Source organism: Halovivax limisalsi (assembly GCF_023093535.1).
Lineage (GTDB): Archaea > Halobacteriota > Halobacteria > Halobacteriales > Natrialbaceae > Halovivax > Halovivax limisalsi.
Genome location: NZ_CP095757.1, coordinates 1,207,144 through 1,224,558, shown reverse-complemented (window position 1 = coordinate 1,224,558; position 17,415 = coordinate 1,207,144). Strand labels below are relative to the sequence as shown.

At 70.0% G+C, this 17,415-nt stretch carries 11 protein-coding genes; 3 read left to right on the top strand and 8 right to left on the bottom strand.

Features of this window, described 5'->3' with window-relative positions; genetic code table 11:
• Positions 1 to 80: 80 nt before the first annotated feature.
• Positions 81 to 767, top strand: a complete 687-nt coding sequence (locus MXA07_RS05415; RefSeq protein ID WP_247731027.1) for a helix-turn-helix domain-containing protein — start codon at positions 81 to 83, stop codon at positions 765 to 767.
• Between the two features lie 135 nt (positions 768 to 902).
• Here MXA07_RS05415 and MXA07_RS05410 read toward each other — a convergent pair whose 3' ends face one another.
• The 4 genes from MXA07_RS05410 to MXA07_RS05395 form a co-directional block, all read right to left on the bottom strand.
• Positions 903 to 1,751 (bottom strand): cobalt-precorrin-7 (C(5))-methyltransferase, encoded by an 849-nt coding sequence (locus MXA07_RS05410; protein WP_247731026.1) that lies wholly within the window; start codon positions 1,749 to 1,751, stop codon positions 903 to 905.
• Positions 1,748 to 2,410, bottom strand: a complete 663-nt coding sequence (locus MXA07_RS05405) for a precorrin-8X methylmutase (RefSeq protein WP_247731712.1) — start codon at positions 2,408 to 2,410, stop codon at positions 1,748 to 1,750. The genes MXA07_RS05410 and MXA07_RS05405 overlap by 4 nt, the downstream gene beginning before the upstream one ends.
• Before the next feature lie 166 nt (positions 2,411 to 2,576).
• Positions 2,577 to 6,515: a cobaltochelatase subunit CobN gene (gene cobN / locus MXA07_RS05400; RefSeq protein ID WP_282102552.1), complete on the bottom strand. Its 3,939-nt coding sequence runs from the start codon at positions 6,513 to 6,515 to the stop codon at positions 2,577 to 2,579.
• A 179-nt stretch (positions 6,516 to 6,694) separates the two neighbouring features.
• Positions 6,695 to 7,318 carry a hypothetical protein gene (locus MXA07_RS05395; RefSeq protein ID WP_247731024.1) on the bottom strand — a complete coding sequence of 208 codons (624 nt, stop codon included), beginning with the start codon at positions 7,316 to 7,318 and terminating at the stop codon, positions 6,695 to 6,697.
• 244 nt (positions 7,319 to 7,562) lie between these two features.
• Here MXA07_RS05395 and MXA07_RS05390 point away from each other — a divergent pair, with 244 nt between their 5' ends.
• Both MXA07_RS05390 and MXA07_RS05385 read left to right on the top strand, forming a co-directional pair.
• Positions 7,563 to 9,767, top strand: a complete 2,205-nt coding sequence (locus tag MXA07_RS05390) for a VWA domain-containing protein (RefSeq protein WP_247731023.1) — start codon at positions 7,563 to 7,565, stop codon at positions 9,765 to 9,767.
• Positions 9,768 to 9,868: 101 nt separating this feature from the next.
• Positions 9,869 to 12,043 (top strand): hypothetical protein, encoded by a 2,175-nt coding sequence (locus tag MXA07_RS05385; RefSeq protein WP_247731022.1) that lies wholly within the window; start codon positions 9,869 to 9,871, stop codon positions 12,041 to 12,043.
• A 127-nt stretch (positions 12,044 to 12,170) separates the two neighbouring features.
• Here MXA07_RS05385 and MXA07_RS05380 read toward each other — a convergent pair whose 3' ends face one another.
• From MXA07_RS05380 to MXA07_RS05365, 4 genes are all read right to left on the bottom strand, one after another.
• Positions 12,171 to 14,276 (bottom strand): alkaline phosphatase D family protein, encoded by a 2,106-nt coding sequence (locus MXA07_RS05380; RefSeq protein WP_247731021.1) that lies wholly within the window; start codon positions 14,274 to 14,276, stop codon positions 12,171 to 12,173.
• A gap of 201 nt (positions 14,277 to 14,477) precedes the next feature.
• Positions 14,478 to 15,752: an outer membrane protein assembly factor BamB family protein gene (locus MXA07_RS05375; RefSeq protein WP_247731020.1), complete on the bottom strand. Its 1,275-nt coding sequence runs from the start codon at positions 15,750 to 15,752 to the stop codon at positions 14,478 to 14,480.
• 2 nt (positions 15,753 to 15,754) lie between these two features.
• The gene (locus tag MXA07_RS05370) at positions 15,755 to 16,126 is read right to left on the bottom strand and encodes a DUF3209 family protein (RefSeq protein ID WP_247731019.1); all 372 of its coding nucleotides are present in this window, start codon (positions 16,124 to 16,126) and stop codon (positions 15,755 to 15,757) included.
• Between the two features lie 54 nt (positions 16,127 to 16,180).
• Complete coding sequence (locus tag MXA07_RS05365; RefSeq protein ID WP_247731018.1) at positions 16,181 to 17,413, bottom strand: CbiX/SirB N-terminal domain-containing protein; 1,233 nt, start codon at positions 17,411 to 17,413, stop codon at positions 16,181 to 16,183.
• Positions 17,414 to 17,415 lie beyond the last annotated feature (2 nt).

Sequence of the window (17,415 nt, the reverse complement as noted above, 5' to 3'; positions counted from 1 at the left end):
GTAAACACACGCTCCGCCGATCGGCGCAGTCGGCCGGGTGATTCCGTCACCCCCTTGGGAGCGTGCGCGGACGACGACGTATGGGATTGGTAGCGGAATTCGACATCGAGTGTCCCGCGTTACCGCTCGCGGGTGCCGCGTCGGCCGTCCCCGAGGCGACGATCGTCCTCGACCTCCAGTACAACCACGGCGATCGGCCGCCGTTCGTCGTCACCGTGACGGACGGCTCCCGGCGCGCGTTCGAGCGGGCGCTGACAGCGGCCGACGACGTCGCGGGGTGGACGCTGATCGGCGAAGCCGGGACCGCCCGCCGGTACCGCGCTCGACCCGCCTACAGCTTCGCCGGTCAGCTCGGCGACGCCGTCGACGACCTCGAGGGGCTCACCGACCTCGCGACCGAGGACGCCATCATCGAACGAATCGAAGTGTTACCCGAGGGCTGGCGACAGACGGGCTGGTTCCTCGACCGGACGACGTTCGACGCGTTCGCCTCGTTCTGGCAGGACAACGCCGGCTTCCGGCTCCGCCGGCTCACCCGCGACGGCGACGCCGAACCGCCGGGCGACGGCCTCACGGACGAGCAACGCGAAGCGCTCCGGATCGCCTACGAACGCGGCTACTTCGAGATCCCCCGCCGGACCTCGCTCGAGGGGCTCGCCGACGAGCTGGGAATCACCGCCTCGTCGGTCTCCGAACGGCTCCGTCGGGCCCAGACGCAGCTCGTCCAGGAGACCGTGGCGCCCGCGTGGCCGCCACTCGCCACCTGAAGCAGGTGGCCAGCTGGGGAGTCAGACCTGCGACGGCCGAGCGGTGATCCCGACGATTGGCCGTTCCGTCGCGCGCTCGACCTCGATCTCGTCGGTCGCTCGATTTCGACCGCGGTGGCCGCTCGCCCCGGTCACTCACTCGATCTCGACCGGACGGCGGACGACCAGGACGCTCAGGTCCGAAAACGGCGTCCCGTCGCGGCCGTCACCACCGGCGTGGGTGGCCAGTTCGGCCAGCGTGAACCGGTGAATCGCCTCGTCGTCGTGCGTCAGTTTCTCGCACACCAGCGCGTCGAGTGCCGGATCCGCCCCCTCGTCGAGCAGGAAGTCGGCGATATCGCCGGGCATCCAGTCGAACGGTCGCGGCAGCACCAGGAGGTGTCGCTCGCCCACGGCCCTGGCGAGGCGCGCCAGGTCGCCTTCGAGGTCGCCGCGCTTGTGGAGCGTGACGAACTCGCTGTCCTCCATCGGCGTCCGGGCGCGGCTGGCGGCGACCTGGAGCGACGAGATGCCGGGAATCACCCGGATCGGTCGCGCGGGCGCGGCCGCCTCGACGGCCCGCTGGACCCGGCCGATAAACTGGTACCCGGAGTGGTTCGGATCGCCCATCAGGACGGCGGTCCCCGCCACGCCGTCGGCGACCCGGTCGGCGAACGCCGCGAGCGTCTCCCCCTCGTCGTCGTACCCGCAGGTGAGCAGCTCGGTACCCGGCGGCGCCAGCTCGGCGACGTACGCGACGACGGAGTCGAAGCCGACGACGACGTCGGCGTCGCGGATTGCGCGCTCGCCGCGCGGCGTGAGGTAGTCGGGATTTCCGGGCCCGATCCCGACCGCGTAGACCGGGTCACCGTTCGCGCCGTCGGTGGCCCCAGCGCCGTCCGCGTCGCCGCTCGTTCCACCCTCCCTCACACCCGCGTCGCCGACGGTTCGTTCCGCCGACGCCGCGGCGATCGTCGCCGGATCGGGGGCCAGGTCGTCGCTCATCGGCTCGCGATCCCGTCGATATCGATCGCGCCGTCGCGGACGTCCGAGGCGACGTGGATCAGTTCGTTCGTCAGCGCCGCGGCGAGCCCGCTTCCGCCCCGCCGCCCGACGTGGGTGATCGCGGGGACGTCGTGCTCGCGGCTCACCTCGCGGATCCGCTCGCGGCTCTCCTCGGCCTTGACGAACCCGACCGGGTGCGCCAGGACGACCGCCGGTCGCGTTCCGTTCTCGATGCAATCCGCGAGGGCGAACGCCGCGGTCGGCGCGTTGCCGATCGTGACGATCGCGTCCTCGAACCGACCGTCCTTGTCGAGTTCGAGCATCGCCGCGGCGGTTCGTGTCATGCCCGTCTTCTCGGCGAGTTCCGTCCCGTGGCCGATCGCCTTCGAAACCTCGCAGTCGTGTCCCCGTCCGGTCACGCCGGCTTTCACCATCGTGATGTCCGTGACGATGGGGGCCTCGTCGAGGACGGCCCGCGCGCCCGCCCGGACCGGAGCGTCCTCGTCCGCGCCCACGCCGTCCGCGCCGGTGAACTCGATCAGGTGCTGGAACTCGATGTCGCCCATCGAGTGGACCGACTTCTGTCGAATCCGGTCGGCCAGCGTCTCGTCCGGGACGAACTGGCGAACGATGTCCATGCTCGTCTCGGCGATCTCCATCGCGTTCTCCGTCGTCGCGCCGAGGTCGGCGTACGCCTCGTCGGGGTCACCCGCCGTCTCGGCGGTCGACTCGTCCACCCCGTCCGTCTCGGCGGTCGATCCGCCCGCCCTGTCCGTCTCGGCTGTCGATCCGCCCGCCCCGTCGGCCGCTGGCGTCGGCTCGCCCTCAGTCATCGGTCGACACCTCCGGATCGGCGGCCTCGGCGGTCGTCCGCGCCTCCAGATCGCCCTCCACGGAGAGGTTCAGATCGCGCAACCGATCGCGAGTCTCGTCGTCGGCGTCCCAGAGGTCGCGCTCGATCGCCTCCAGGAGGGTGTCGGTGATCGACTCGAGCGCCCACGGGTTCACCTCCCGCAGCCAGTCCTGTCGGTCCGCGTCGAAGGCGTAGGCCTCGGCGACGGCCTCCCAGAGCGCGTCGCTGACGACGCCGGTGGTGGCGTCCCAGCCGAGCGTCACGTCGACCGTCGTCGAGAGGTCGCCCGCGCCCTTGTAGCCGTGGTCCTCCATGGAGTCGAGCCAGTCGGGGTTGAGCACGCGTGCGCGCATCGCCTTCCGGACCTTCTCCTCGTTGGTGTAGACGTCCACGTTATCCGGATCCGACGAGTCGCCAACGTAGGAGGCCGGTTCAGTCCCCGAAATTTCGCTCACCGCGGAGATGAAGCCGCCGTGGAAGGCGTACCAGTCGGAGGAGTCGAACTCGTCTTGCTCCATCGTATCTTCGATCTTGACCGTCGCGTCGACGCTCGAGAGGCGCCGTTCGAAGGCGTCGTGGGCGCCGGAGACCCGACCGCGCGAGCCCATCGCGTAGCCGCCCCACTGGACGTAGACCTCGGCGAGGTCCGCGCGGTCGTCCCAGTTGCCCTCGTCGACGGCCTTGTTCGTCCCCGCGCCGTAGCCGCCGGGCTTCGTCGTGAAGACGCGATGTTTGGCGGCCTCGCGGGCGTCGGCCGCGTCGAGATTCTCGCCATCCGCACCTTCGCGCTGTTCCTCGACCGCCTCGCGCAGTTCCGCAGCCTCCTCTTCGACGTGTTTCTTGACGTAGTTCCGCTCGTGGGGTTCGTCGCGGTCGACGACGGCGTCGACGGCGTCGTGGATGACGCCCGCCGCGGCGGGGAAGGCGTCGCGGAACAGGCCCGAGACGCGGGTCGTCACGTCGATTCTGGGACGGTCTAGCTCGTCGAGCGGGATCGGCTCGACGTCGTCGATTCGCCCGGCGTCGGTCCACTGTGGCTCGACCCCCATCATGGCCAGTACCTGCGCGATGGTCTCCCCGCGGGTGCGGACGGTCGGGGTGCCCCAGGCGACCACGCCGATCTCCTCGGGATACTCGCCGCGCTCGTCCCGGTGACGTTCGAGCACGCCCTCGGCAACTTCACGACCGACCTTCCAGGCCGGTTTGGCGGGCACCTTCCGCGGATCAAGCGTGTAGAAGTTCCGCGCCGTCGGGAGCAGGTCGACGCCGCCGCGGGTCGGCGCGCCCGAGCCGCCGGGCGGGACGTACTCGCCCGCGAGCGCGTCCGCCGTTCTCGGGATCTCGTCCTCGGACGCCTTCACGCGGGGCCGGGCCTCCTCGCAGATGTACGCGAGGACTTCGCGCAGATCGTCGTGGGCGCCCGATTTCGCTCGGGCATCGCCGATCGGCTCGAGGTCGACGACGAGCAGGTTGGTGTTCACTTCGTCCCCCGGAGCCGCGTCGCGTTCGGACTCGGGCACGTCGAAGTCGTGGTCGGCGAGCGTCTCGATCAGGTCGACGCTGGTCTCGTAGACCTCGTCCGCGGCTTCGGCGTAGGTCATCCCGAGGGTCTCCTCGTACGCGCCCGGCGAGTCGAGCATCGTCTCGTAGTCGACGCCGAGGACGCCCGCCACGCTCTCGCGCAGGCTTGGCGCGCCGGGGTTCTCGAGCCGGGTGAGCGCGACGAGGTACTCGACCAGCCGCTCTCCCGCGGGCGGTTCGCCCATCGTGTGCAGTCCCATCCGGATCTGGGTGGTCTTGACGTCGGTGAGGTACGCGTGGATGCGCCCGACGAGTTCTTCGATCTCGACCCGGTCGCCAGCCACGTCGCCCTCGGCGAGCGTCGAGCCGGCCTCGGCCGGTCCGCGAACGTCGGCCTGTTCGTCTATCGTCCCCTCGATACCCAATTCGACCGCGAGGTCCAGTTCCGCCACTTGCTCCCGAATCAGCGTCTCGAGGTGCTCGCCGTCGTCCGCGCGGGCGTCCTCCATCCCGGCCTCGCGGTACTGATTCGCGAGTTCCTCGAGTTCGGCGAGGTCGTCGTACGTGCCGGCCGATCGCATGACGGGCGTGAGGTAATCGACGATCGCGGCGTAGGAGCGGCGCTTGGCCTGGGTCCCCTCGCCGGGGTTGTTGACGATGTAGGGGTAGACGTTCGGCAGGTCGGCGATGAGGGCGTCGGGCGCGCTCGCGGCGTCGAGGCCGACGGTCTTGCCGGGGAGCCACTCGAGGCTGCCGTGAGTGCCCAGGTGGACGACCGCGTCGGCGTCGAACTCCTCGCGCAGCCAGGCGTAGAAGGCGTAGTAGTCGTGGGGCGGCTGGAGGTCCGAGTCGTGGTAGACTTTCGAGGGATCCATGCCGAACCCGCGCGGGGGCTGGACCGTCACGAGGACGTTCCCGCACTCGACGCCAGGGATCGCGAACGGCCGCTCCGGCGGGTCGCCCCACTCCTCGAGGACGTGCTCGCGGAAGTCCGCGTCGGCTGCCTCGAACCACTCGGCGTAGCGTTCGGGAGAGACGGTGTCGACGCTCAGCCGACGGACGTCCTCGGGCGCGACCCAGCGGTCGTCGAGGGTGAGCTGGGCGGTCAGCGAATCGATCAGTTCCCGCCCGTCCGCGGGGCGATCCCCGACGTCGTAGCCGCGGGCGTCGAGTTCCGCGAGGAGGTTGCTCGCGCTCGCGGGCGTGTCGAGGCCGAAGGCGGTGCCGATGCCGTCGTCGCTCGGCGGGTAGTTGTGCAACACGACGGCGACCCGCTTCGCGTCGTTGGGCGTGTGGCGAAGCTGCGCCCAGTTGACCGCGAGGCTCGCGACGTGGTCGATCCGATCCTCGATCGGGAAGTGCTGCTTCGGAGCGGTGCCGATCCCGGCCGCGTCCTCGGTGCGTTCTTTCCCGCTTATGGGGTGGGTGATCACGGCGCCGTCGAACTCCGGCAGCGCGACCGAGAGCGCGAGTTCGAAGCCCATCACGCCGGTGTCGCTGTTGGCGTAGCGCGAGCGCGAGCGCATCGTCGTGATCGCCTGCAGGACGGGGACGCCGAGTTCGCGGAGGAAGATCTCCTCGGTCCCGCCCTCGTCGCTCGCCGATCGGCCGCGCTCGCTCATCCCGAGCGAGAACATGAAGGAACTCACCACGGCGTCGACGACCGGCCCGTCCGCATCGCTGAACCAGTTGCGGGCAACCCACTCGGCGTTCTCCTGGCCCGCCTCGTCGGTCGCCGGGTTGCAAAAGGCCGGCAGGACGTTCACGCCCCACGCTTCGAGCGCCCGGACGAGCGCGTCGACGTAGCGCGTGTTGGCGTGGGTCCAGTGGGACTCGTAGAACCAGACGCCGACGGTCGGCCGGTCCGGGTCGTGCGTCTCGCGCAGCGCCTCGTACCCGATTCCCGGGTGGTCGGGGTGGTAGACGCCCTCCGTCGGCAGTTCGACCGGCGCCTGGGCGTTCAGGTCCGCTCCCGCGTACTCGTTCGCGAGGAATCGACAGCAGTGCTCGACGTTGACCGTGCCGCCCTTCTCGAGGTAGTCGTAGACGGTCTCGCGGTGGTCCGTCCTCACGGTGGTGTCCTCGATGGCGAAGGCGTCACCCGTCGACTTGACGAGCAGCGGGACTCGCTCGTCGGCGAGTTCGCCGACCGCGTAGTCGTAGCCGGGCATGCTCTCTTCGGCCCCGTGGAGCCAGAAGACCGCCGCCGTCGCCCCGCGCACCTCGTCGACGAACGCCTCGACGTCGGCCTCGTCTTCGAGGTCCGACGCCGAGCGCACGACGAGGTCGACGTCGTCCCCGAGCCGCTCGGCCGCACGCTGGATCGCCCCGAGTTCGTTCTCCGTCGCCGTGTAGATCCCGATCCGTGCAGACATGTTGTAAACTGCTATTGGATTAGCTAAAGTGTATTTGTAATACCCCGCGACAAAAAGGTATCGAAGGGGAACGGACGCCCGGCGGCGTGCGACCGCGCGAGCGGGTCCGGTCGTCGCGCCAACCCAATCGGCGGACAGCTCCCACCGGCGGTTCGGTTGCGCGGGTCGCTACCGAACTCGACCGTCGCGAGCGCCTAGCAGCAACCCGTCACCTCGACGCACGGGAGCCCGCCGGTGGATTCGACCCAGCAGACCTCCATCCTCCCGCCGCCGCGATCGTTGCAGGGAAAGTTCGGGTAACACGTACACCCCGGGCACGAACTCGAGGTCCCGGCGGACACTCGTTCGGGAGCCTGGCCCGGCGCATACAGTAGCGTATCGTCGCCCTCCTCCGGTTCAAGCGTGGCGTACGAGAGGTCGCGTTCGGGCTGGACGTAGAGTGTCAGGACGCCCCCGTCGGTCGGTGTCTTCGTCGCGAGCAGGCTCCGTTCACCGACGGCGTCGTCGATGTACAGGCCGAACGTGCCCCGACCCGCTCGCCCGCCGCGGACGGCCGCGACGTCCGTGTCGAGGGCGGATGCGGACGCGGCGTCGATCAACCCTGCGTCGAACAGCTCCGTCAGTAACTGCCCGGCAACCGCCTCGTAGATCCGTTCGACGTCGAGACGCTCGACGGGCAGCGGTCGAACACTGCCCCGCGTCGCAGGGGCCGCGGCGCTCGATGCGCTGGCCGCCCCGAGGGCCGTCGCGGCCGTTCCCGTCGCGCCGAGCCGTTTCAGCACCGATCGCCTGTCGATTGCTGTGTTGTTTCGCGACATCCAGTTCCGATTGTCAATAGATATCATATATTAGTATTTTGGTCGGGGAGGGCGTGGCGTTCGGTCCGAATCCGACCGACATGCCCCGAACAACGGGCGCGGGGTTCCGCTTCGATGGCCGCGGCCCGAGCCGTCCGCGCTGTCCCGCACGACGGTCGCGATCCGAGCCGACCACGGGGTCGTGCATCGCGGCTCGCAGCGTCGGGTCAGCACTTTCATAAACCCGTGTTGTATTACCGAAAATATGGTTTCATATTCCGCCGATCGGGACGCGTCTGCGACCACCCCGTTCCCGGCGATCGTCGGGCAGGCGGAGCTGAAACGGGCGTTGCAGGCCGTCGCGGTGAACGACGCGCTCGACGGGCTGCTCGTCCGGGGCGAGAAGGGAACCGCGAAGTCGACGGCCGTCCGCGGGCTGGTCGAGTGTCTGCCGGCCCAGCGCGCGGTCGCGGACTGCCCCTACGGCTGTCCGCCCGACGAGCCCGGACGCCAGTGTGCGGACTGTCGGTCGCGCGACGTCGGCGACCTGCCGGTCGAGCAGCGCACGGTTCCCCTGGTGACGCTCCCGCTCGGCGCGACCCGCGAGCGCGTCGTCGGCACCCTCTCCATTTCCGACGCCCTCGACGGCGAGACGGGGTTCGATCCCGGCCTCCTCGCTCGCGCGAATCGGGGTTTCCTCTACGTGGACGAGGTCAACCTCCTCGACGATCACCTGGTCGACGTCCTGCTCGACGCGGCCGCGAGCGGCCGCAACCGCGTCGAACGCGACGGGGTGAGCGTCGCGCACCCCGCCGACTTCACCCTCGTCGGGACGATGAACCCCGAGGAGGGCGAGTTGCGCCCGCAACTCCGGGATCGCTTCGCGCTCCAGGCCACCGTCGTCGGCTGTCGCGACGTCGCCGATCGCGTCGAGATCGTCGACCGCGCACTCGATCGCGACGCCGACCCGACCGCGTTCGCGCGGGCCTACGAGGACGAGACGGCCGCCGTCGAGGCGCGGATCCGGGAGGCTCGCCAGCGCCTGCCCGAGGTCGACCTTCCCGCCGAGTGGACCCGCGACATCGCCGAACTCTGCCTCGACGCGGACGTCGACGGGCACCGTGGTGACATCGCGATCGCCCGCACCGCCCGGACGCTCGCGGCCCTCGACGGGCGCCGACGAGTGATCGAGCCGGACCTGAAAGCGGGCGCGCGCCTCGCGCTGCCCCACCGGCTGCAGAGTCGACCCTTCGACGACGCGCCAGACCTCGAGGACGTCCTCGACGAGCACTTCGACGACCGGGGTGGCGATGGCGATCGCCGCGATGGCGGAGAGCAACCCGAGCGCGACGCCGAGGAAGATCGGAGTGAACGCGACGACGGCGAGGGGACCAGTGACGGTGGCGGGGACGATCGGAGCGACCGCGACGGTGGCGACGGATCGGCCGACGAGGATGGAACCGAACGCGGCGGCAGAGAGGCGAAGAGCGGCGGCGGTCGCCGCGGGGGTGAATCGGGATCCGACCCCGCCGACGAGACCGCAGATAGATCGGCCGGATCGGATCGCGAACCATCGGCCGACCGGGACGATCGGCACGACGAAGGGACGGCTTCCGGCGACGATGACACAGCACCCGCGACGCCGCTGGTCCCCGGGCAGCGTCGGGCCGGGATCGGCGAGGCCGACCGTCCGCCCGTCGAGGCCGTCGACGCGGACTCGGACGTGTCGGGAGGCGGGGTCAGCGCCCGCACGAACCCGTCGGTAACGGGGCGCGGCGCACGAGTGCGAACGAAGCACCCGTCGGACGGCGAGTCGGTCGACGCGGCGGCGTCGATCCGGGCGGCCGCGACGGAGGGACGCACGGCCCTCGACGTCGACGACCTTCGCACCACCGTGCGTCGCGCGAGCGCCGGGACGCTCCTCGTCTTCGTCGTCGACGCCAGCGCCTCGATGCGCGCGGCGATGGAGGCGGCGAAGGGGACGGTCATGTCGCTGCTCCGGGACGCGTACGAGCGCCGCGACGAGGTGGCGTTCGTCGCCGTCGCGGGCGAGTCGGCCGACGTCGTCCTCGCGCCGACCGACAGCGTGACGCTCGCGGCCCGGCACCTGAAGGAACTCCCGACCGGCGATCGAACGCCGCTGCCGTCCGGCCTCGACGCGGCGGTCCGCCTGGTCGAGCGGGCCGACGCCCCGGCGAGCCGCGTGGTCGTCGTCAGCGACGGCCGGGCGAACGTCGCCGACGGCAGTCCGACGGCCGCGACCCGCGAGGCCTCGAGCCGGCTGGCGAGGACCGAGGCCGACGTGCTCGTCGTCGACGCGAGCGATGGCCGCGATCGGACCGGCCTGCTCGACGTGCTCGCGGACGAAACAGACGCCCGGCGCATCCCGCTGTCGGCGCTCTCGGTCGAGCGGGTCGTCGACCCCCCACCGGGTCGTCGCGAGCGAGACGACGGAGCCGGACCGAGCTGAGCGCCCCACGTTGCGGGAGGGCCGATTTGACGGGCGCAGCGGGATCGTCGCTCGCCCAAATTCGGTACTGGTTTATTCGAGTTGAAAAAACAGTAGCGGAAATGGCAGGCGGGAGTCCTCGGTCACCGGTTTCGATCGAACGGGAGGGCCCGACCGTCCGCGTCGGGGACGATATCGAAGGCGCCGAGGTGACGATCGAGCTCGATCGGGAGCCCGCGCTCGAGCCCGCGCTCTCGGACGTCTTCCTCTTTCCCGTCGACGAGGCGGTCTCGGTCACCGTCTCGCAGTTGCGCTTGCGGGAAACGTTCGGGCAGACGATCTGGGACGAGGACGGCAACCAGGTCGGCGTCATCGCGGACGGGCTCGCCGACCTGCCGCGCGGGACCTACCACGCCTCGATCACCGGGGCCGTGAAGCTCCACCTCCGGATCGAGGACGCGGCGGTCACGGCGGAGGAGTACCTCGAGGGCGCGGGCCGGTCGATCGTCGAATTGCGATTCGACGAGGAGACGCGGGTTGCCATCGGCGCGCGCTCGCTGCGGTCGCACCCGACGGGGACGATCACGGTCCCCGACGACCCGGAGGCGCTCCTCGAAGCCCTCCCGTACCTCGCCTCGTCGATCAAGGAGTTCACCTGCGAGCGGTCCTGGCCGACGATCAGACAGCACCCGCCGGCGATCGAGCGGGGCGATCGGCTGGACGTGCCGGCGGACCTCCGGGCGCCGGAGACGGGGATCGAGATTCACATTCCGGCGACCTACGGGCACTGCTACCGGGTAGCGCCGCTCGCCTTCTACCTCGGAGCGGACCTTCGCGCGGGTGACGCGCCAGAGCTCGTCCTCGAGAACGGCCACGTCGAACCGCTCGAGACGAAGCGAGCGAGCCTGTCGGAGCGCGTGGCCGACCTGCTCGGACGGTGTCTGCTGCTCGATTCGCTGGTACGCGAGGCCGGCTACCAGCCGATGGCGAGCGCCGAGTACGACCAGCTCGCGGGGGAACTCCCGTTCTACCCGCCGAACCTGTACGACCTGTCGCCGGCCGACCAGTTGCTGGAGTACCTCGAGGTGCCGGGCGACGTGCTCGCGCCGTTTCGTGCGCGCTGGCCGAAGCGAGCCGTCCTGCGCCCCGATCCCGCCGACGTGTCGGTGCTGCCGCCGCTGTTACACGAACTCGCCCGCATCGATGTCGCCCGGTCGCCGTCGGCCGTTCCGCCGACGACCCCGTCGGGAACGGACGGGGGCAACGCCCCCGGAGACGAGGGGCTGCCGATCGAGACCGGGCGGACCGACGACGGTTCGGCGGGCGAAGCGACGCCGGTCGACGAACGGGGCGGTGGCGGGCGGCGTCGGCCGAACGCGCTCCTGACGGCCCACACGTTCTCGGCGCGGGTTCCCGGAACCTGCCGACTGCGTCCGGAGGCGATGGAGCGAGCGCGAACCGTCGAACGACCGCCCCCGGAGCGCGCGCGGCTCACGCTCGCGACGGCCGATCCGGGGCGGGCGGCGGCCTTCCGCCGGTTCGCCGATCGCAACCATCACGATACCGACGTGGTAGTGCTCGAGGGACCGTCGGCGTCGACGCTCCGGGACGCGTTCGTCGCCGACGGAACCGCCCTGTACATCGACCTGCCGGCGACCGCTGACGGGATCCGCTGTCCCGACCGCACGCTCGCGTTCGAAGCGGTCTCGGACGTCGGCGCGCCGGTCGTCTGGCTCGCCGGCGCCGCGCCAGAGACCGATGGCGAGGCGCTGATCGACGCGGGTGCGATCGCCGTGGCGCTCACCTCCGACGCGCCGGATCGGACGACCGTCTGGGGCGTACTCGCGCAGCTGCTCGAAGGCTTCTCGGTCGCCGACGCCGTGTACACCGCCTGCGTCGACCGCGAGGTCGACGTCCGATTCGACGGCGAGGCGTCCGTGACGGTCGTTCGCCGCGTGAGCAAGTCCCCCGTCGTGTTCGACGTCACCGCGGCCGGACCGGACCGCTACGACTTCACCGTCTGCTGTTACCCGACCGACGTCGTCAGGCAGGGCGCGGCGGTCAAGCCGCTCGGCACGGAGGGCGTCGTCGGTCGCGTCATCGAGGAGTGTAACCACGACGGCTACTGGCTGGTCGGCGCGGACGCCGACCAGCCGCTGCCGATCACCAGGGCGGAGGTCGCCTCGCTCGTCGAACACGACGGATTTACCGTCCGGCTCGACGGCCGCCTGTGTTCGACCGTCGACGACGAGGCGCTCCAGTCGCTGGGAGTCGCTCGCGGGACCGGCCGGGACTGACCGCCGCGAGCGACCTATCGGGCGCGTGTGATGACCACGGTCGCAGCGTCCGACCCGCAAGTGGGACCCACGTCGGGGCGTGGCGGGCGCCGACGGCCGCTCGTGGTCTGATCCGACGCGAGTCCGGTTACTTCGAGAGGACGACGTTGTCCAGGTAGCTCCTGTCGTCGCCCGAGCGATACTCGCCGCGGATGCGCACCGTCTCGAGGTTCGCGAGAACCTCGCGAAATCGCGCTTCGGTGGCGTACGGGTCGTCGCTCGTCAGGTCGATCCACCCGGCGTCGGCCGACAGCGGCGCTTCGAACGTAGCCCACTCGATGCCCGGCTCGTCGACACCGCGGAACTCGTAGACGAGTTTCGTCTCGCCGCTGGCGAGCAGGACGTCGCCGCCCTCCGTCGGGTGCGGGTCGAACTGCCAGTCGATCTCGTCCTGTTTGCAGTCGAACGAGAGCGTTCCGCCGTAGAAGGCCTCGCGGTCGCCCAGAAACTTAAACGGCGCCTGGTAGTACCAGGTGACGCCACCCCGAGCTCCCTCATCGCTGATGTGGCCGCCGGGATTGCCACCGGATTCGAGGTAGATCGGGTGGTCGCTCCCCCCGTTCTGCGAAATGAGCCAGCCGTCGGCGTCCGCGTCGAACGTGCTCGCTATCCGGTCGGGATTAGCGCGGCCAGGGTCGATGTCGTCGGTCCGAATCGTCGTCGAGAACTGCTCGGTTCCGTCCGCGGCGTAGATGCCGACGGTCAGCGTCTCGCCCGACTCGTCGACGTCGATCGTTCCGAAGTTGGTGTACTCGCCCTTCGCGAAGAACTCCGTGGGGTTCAGCGGCGGATAGAGGTCGTCGGGCGTGCCGGCGGGCGCCCCGAGCGGCCCGGCGATGGCCTCGACGAACTCGAAGGCGCCGTCGTCGTCCGGATCGTACGCGCCGACGACCGACTTGTGGACGTCGCCGGCGACGACAACCAGGTTGGATATCTCGTCCGTCTGAACGTGTTCGATGATCTCGAGCAGTTCCCCCTCGTAGCCGGTCTTGTCGGCCGGCGTCGCCCACGAGTCGGACGGATAGCCGAGCGGGGCGGGCGAGGCCAGGATCTTCCACGTCGCGTCGGACTCGGCGAGCGCGTTCGTCAGCCAGGTGCGCTGGGCCTCGCCGAGCAGCGTTTTCGCGTCGAGATCGACGTTCGGATCCCGGTACTGCCGGGTGTCGATCACGAACAGTTCGACGTGTTTCCCCCATCGGAAGGAGTCGTAGAATCGGTTCGATTCGCCGGGCGCGGCCTCGTCGTCTCGATCGAGCGGCCAGTACTCGCGAAAGGCTCGCCGACCCTCCGGCATCAGGGGTTCGATCGGGCCCGCGAAGTTGTTGATCACCTCGTGATCGTCCCACACCGTGTAGACGGACGTCGAGGCGAGCAGTTCTCGGAGGTAGGTTCGGTCGGCGACGTCCGCAGGCGGGTCCCGCATCTCCTTGTACTTCGCGCGGTAGACGTCGAGCGCCTCGTCCACCGGGGTGTTTTCCGTAATCTTCCCCGCGGGCGTTCGTGCATCGGCGTAGATCGTATCGCCGTGATAGAGGAAGAAATCCGGCTCGCGTTCCGCGATGGTTCGCAGGCCGGGAAACGGCGGTTCGACGGGGTCGTCGCCGTAGCCCCACGTATCGCCGCTCCAGGCGAAGCTGACCGGTGCAGCGTCGTCCGGTGCCGGCGCCGTGGTGAACGTCCCGGTTTCGATAGCTTGTGGCAGCGCCCCGGCGATCGCGTCCGGGGAATCGCGCTTCGCGATCCGGCTCAACGCCTCGCCGTCGACGGCTTCGCTCGCCCGGAACCCGGGAGTCGGTTCCGTCGCCCACACGAAGTACCGGTAGTTCGTCCCCGAGGAGAGCCGGTCGAGTCGGAGGTGGCCGGTGAAGTCGGTGGTCGCGTCGACCGAGGTTCGGCCGTGGACGGTGTCACTCTCGCCATCAGTTGGCACGGAGGCGGCGTGAATCGTCGCCTCCTCCGCCGTGCGCGCCCACAGGACGGCCGTCCTGGCCGTCACGTCGCCGCTGGCGACGCCGTGGGTCAAGGGGACCAGCGCCCCAAACGCAGCCTCGCGGGAAGTGTCACTCTCGTCCGGGTTCCCCGCCGCAGCGCCGACCAGAGCGCTCGAGGTTGCCGTCACGCCGATCGCCTGCAAGAACTGTCGCCGGTTGTCAGTGGCCGATTCGATCGGATCGCTCGCGTCGGTATCTGTCATGACTGCAGCGAATCGTGGACGGCCTACTACGAAGGAAATTTATAATTGTCTTATATTGAAATAATTCTTCGGCGGACAGGTATGTATCCGACAGTAGTGCTACGGGATCGGTACCAGCAATCGGTTCCGACGGACGCGGTCCGGATTGGGCCTCCGGCACAAAGCGTGTGAGGGGTCGGGCGGCTCGCAGTCGGGCAGGAGCTACCGAGCGTTCGGATAGACCCACAGCGCGTACTCGCCCCGTACCTGCTCGTCGTCGTGATACGCGACGGGTTCTTCGATCGCGGCGACCGTCTCGCCCGAGACCGCCGCCGCGGTCGGGACGCCGTCGACGCGCCGCACGTCTCCGTCGCCCGCCGCCAGGTCGAACGTGCGAACGGCGTGTCGATCGGGGTCGCGGACGCGGAAATTCCCCGCACACGGGACGACGATCGCGTCGCCCTCCGTCGCGAGTTCGTGGACGAAGCCCTCGAGTTCGCCCTCCCACAGCGGCGACCCGTCCGCGTCGACCGCGGTGATCGCGTGTTCGTTCGGGTGTCGCGCCTCTGTTTCGCGGCCCTCGCGTGCGTACGTGTTTCCGGTGACGAACGCGACCCGCCCGTCGTTCGCGTGGACGTGGTTCGGGTAGGCGTAGAGCGTCTCGTCCCCGATCTCGGTCGGGATGGCCAGATCGACGCGCCAGCGTTCGCGACCGCCGGGACCGAGCAAGTAGCCGCGCTTGTCGCCGTGACTGGCGACCGCGACTCGATCGCCGTCGATGGCGACGTCACCGACGCGACGGTCGCCTTCGGTCCCCGGGTCCCAGTCCCAGCGGCGGTCGCCGGTGTCGGCGTCGAGGACGACGAGTCCGGTGTCGTGGTCGCCCATGCAGCGGTTGTACGCCACCGCCAGCCGCTCGCCGGCGTCGTCCAGGTCGAGTGCGATCGGCGAGGCGTCGGTCTCGTACCGCCAGCGAGCCGCGCCGTCGCGGTCGAACGCGTCGACGACGCTCCACCAGCGCCGGCGGTCCCCGTCTCGCTCGTACCGTCGGGCGGCGGCGTAGACGCGCCCGCTCGTCGATTCGACCGTCGCGTCGACGACGTACGGCAGTTCGAAGAGCCGATCGGGGGTTGACCCGTCCCGGTCCGACGCGCCCAGGTCGCCGGCGGTGTCGACGGTCCAGCGTCGGTCGCCGGTTGCGGGATCGAGCCCGGCGAGCCGACCCGATACGCCGCGCCCGCCGACGACGAGCGTCCCGCCGCCGGCGGCGAGCGTGACTGGATGCTCCGACCACTCGACCGACCACCGCGGGTCGAGCGTCTCCCGATCGCGTGCGGTGACGGTTCCGTCCCAGGTCCCCGCGACGACGAGGTCGTCCACGAGGCAGACGGCCGATCGGGTCCACATGTGCCGGCTCCGGGCCGGTTCGATCTCCCCGAGGACGGTGCGCCTGACGGCGCCCGGCCGGTCGTCGACCGGCGTGCTGGCGTCCGACATCGTCACTCCTCGACCGGGAAGAGTTCGTGCAGCGTGTGGTGAGCCTCGCCCAGTCCGTCGACGATGCCGGCGCCCTGGTCGCGCAGTCGTCCGATCGCCCGTTCGGCGTTTCGCACCTCGAGCAACCGGCCGCGCGTGTAGTCGTACTCCTGGTCGGTCGGGTCCAGTTCGGCGACTTCCGCCTCGAGGTCGACCAGCGCCGCATCGAGGTGGCGCTCGATCTCGGTGAGGCTCTCGGCTTCGACGAGCCCCTCGATCGGCCCCTCCTTGTGTCCCGCTAGTTCCGCCTCCGCGTGTTCGCGGGCGTCCTCGTCCCCGACGCCGAGGACGGTCATCAGTCCGAGTCGCAGCGCTTCGATTTCGTGGCAGCTCATGTATGATATCCGTAGTTTGGGTGGTGATTTCGCGTGCTCGGTCGGCTAGCTGTGCTACAGCGTCGCATCGACGAGGTCGCTCACGATGCGATCTCCGTCGACGTGGTCGGAAACGATCCTGTCCGCGTCGGTGGGTTCGACGCCGCCGTACCAGACGCCGTCGGGGTAGACCGCGACCATCGGCCCGTCGCCGCAGCGTCCCAGACAGGACGACCGCGTGACGCGGGCGTCGCAGTCCTCGGTATCCCGGATCGCCTGTCGCAGGCGCTCCAGAACGGCCGGCGACCCCATCTCGGCGCAGGTCCGGTTCGTACACACCGCGAGGTGTTTGTCAGGTGCGTCGTGAGAATGGGGTTCGTCGTCGACGTCGTCGCGGTCGGCGTGGGCTTCCTGGTGGGTCAGCGCCCGGAGCATGGCGCGAGCGCCGCCGACGTCCTCCTCGTAGCCCGCCAGGTCGACCTTGTACTTGCAGGTGTCGCAGGACATCGAGACGCTCTCGGTGCGAGCCGCCTGCCACCGATCGGCGAAGACGTCCAGGAGTCGCGAGTCCGTTCCGAGCGGCTCACCGGCCAGCGCGTCGACGTAGGGATAGTCGTCGTCGAACTCCGCGGTCCAGTCGCGGATGCGCTGGGTGAGCACGCCGTCGCCCAGCATGTACGGCAGCACGACGACGGCGTCGGGCCGAAACTTCGAGAGGTCGTGTAACGTCTCGTCGAGGGTCGGCTCCGTGACCCCGATGAACGTCGGTTCGACCCGGTCGAACGCGCGCCCCTCGTACAGCAACCGGGCCAGCTTGTGCACGTCGGCGTTGGCGTCCGGGTCGCTTGAGCCCCTGGCGCAGAGCGCGACGGCGACCTCGTCCGCCTCGCGGTCGACCCCGAGGTCGCGCTCGACGGCCGCGGCGCGGTCGTCGAGCAGAGCCAGGATCGCCGGGTGAACGCCGAGGTGGCGCCCGTTCGCGATCTCGACGGCGTGGGCCGACCGGGCCCGCTCGATCGCCAGCGGGACGTCGGTCTTGACGTGTCCGGCGGCGAACAACGAGCAGTGGACGACGACGATCCGGCTCGTAACCGCCGCCAGTTCGGCGAACGCTTCTTCGAGCGACGGCTCGGCGAGTTCGATGAACGCCGCGTCGACGGGGATCCCGAGTCGGGCTTCGAGGCCGGCGGCCAGTTCGCGGACCTGCTCGTTCGACGCCTCGCGACGGGAGCCGTGGCCGACGAGCAGGACGGCCTCGTCCTCGAAATCGGGGGCGGATACGGATGCGGAGTCGTCGGGCGCGTGCATCG

Bases quoted from the DNA above. Each gene is read 5' to 3' on its own strand.
- MXA07_RS05380 (WP_247731021.1), bottom strand. From the start codon at position 14,276: ATGACAGATACCGACGCGAGCGATCCGATCGAATCGGCCACTGACAAC.
- MXA07_RS05375 (WP_247731020.1), bottom strand. From the start codon at position 15,752: ATGTCGGACGCCAGCACGCCGGTCGACGACCGGCCGGGCGCCGTCAGG.
- MXA07_RS05405 (WP_247731712.1), bottom strand. From the start codon at position 2,410: ATGGAGATCGCCGAGACGAGCATGGACATCGTTCGCCAGTTCGTCCCG.
- MXA07_RS05410 (WP_247731026.1), bottom strand. From the start codon at position 1,751: ATGAGCGACGACCTGGCCCCCGATCCGGCGACGATCGCCGCGGCGTCG.
- MXA07_RS05395 (WP_247731024.1), bottom strand. From the start codon at position 7,318: ATGTCGCGAAACAACACAGCAATCGACAGGCGATCGGTGCTGAAACGG.
- MXA07_RS05385 (WP_247731022.1), top strand. From the start codon at position 9,869: ATGGCAGGCGGGAGTCCTCGGTCACCGGTTTCGATCGAACGGGAGGGC.
- MXA07_RS05390 (WP_247731023.1), top strand. From the start codon at position 7,563: ATGGTTTCATATTCCGCCGATCGGGACGCGTCTGCGACCACCCCGTTC.
- MXA07_RS05415 (WP_247731027.1), top strand. From the start codon at position 81: ATGGGATTGGTAGCGGAATTCGACATCGAGTGTCCCGCGTTACCGCTC.
- MXA07_RS05370 (WP_247731019.1), bottom strand. From the start codon at position 16,126: ATGAGCTGCCACGAAATCGAAGCGCTGCGACTCGGACTGATGACCGTC.
- MXA07_RS05365 (WP_247731018.1), bottom strand. From the start codon at position 17,413: ATGCACGCGCCCGACGACTCCGCATCCGTATCCGCCCCCGATTTCGAG.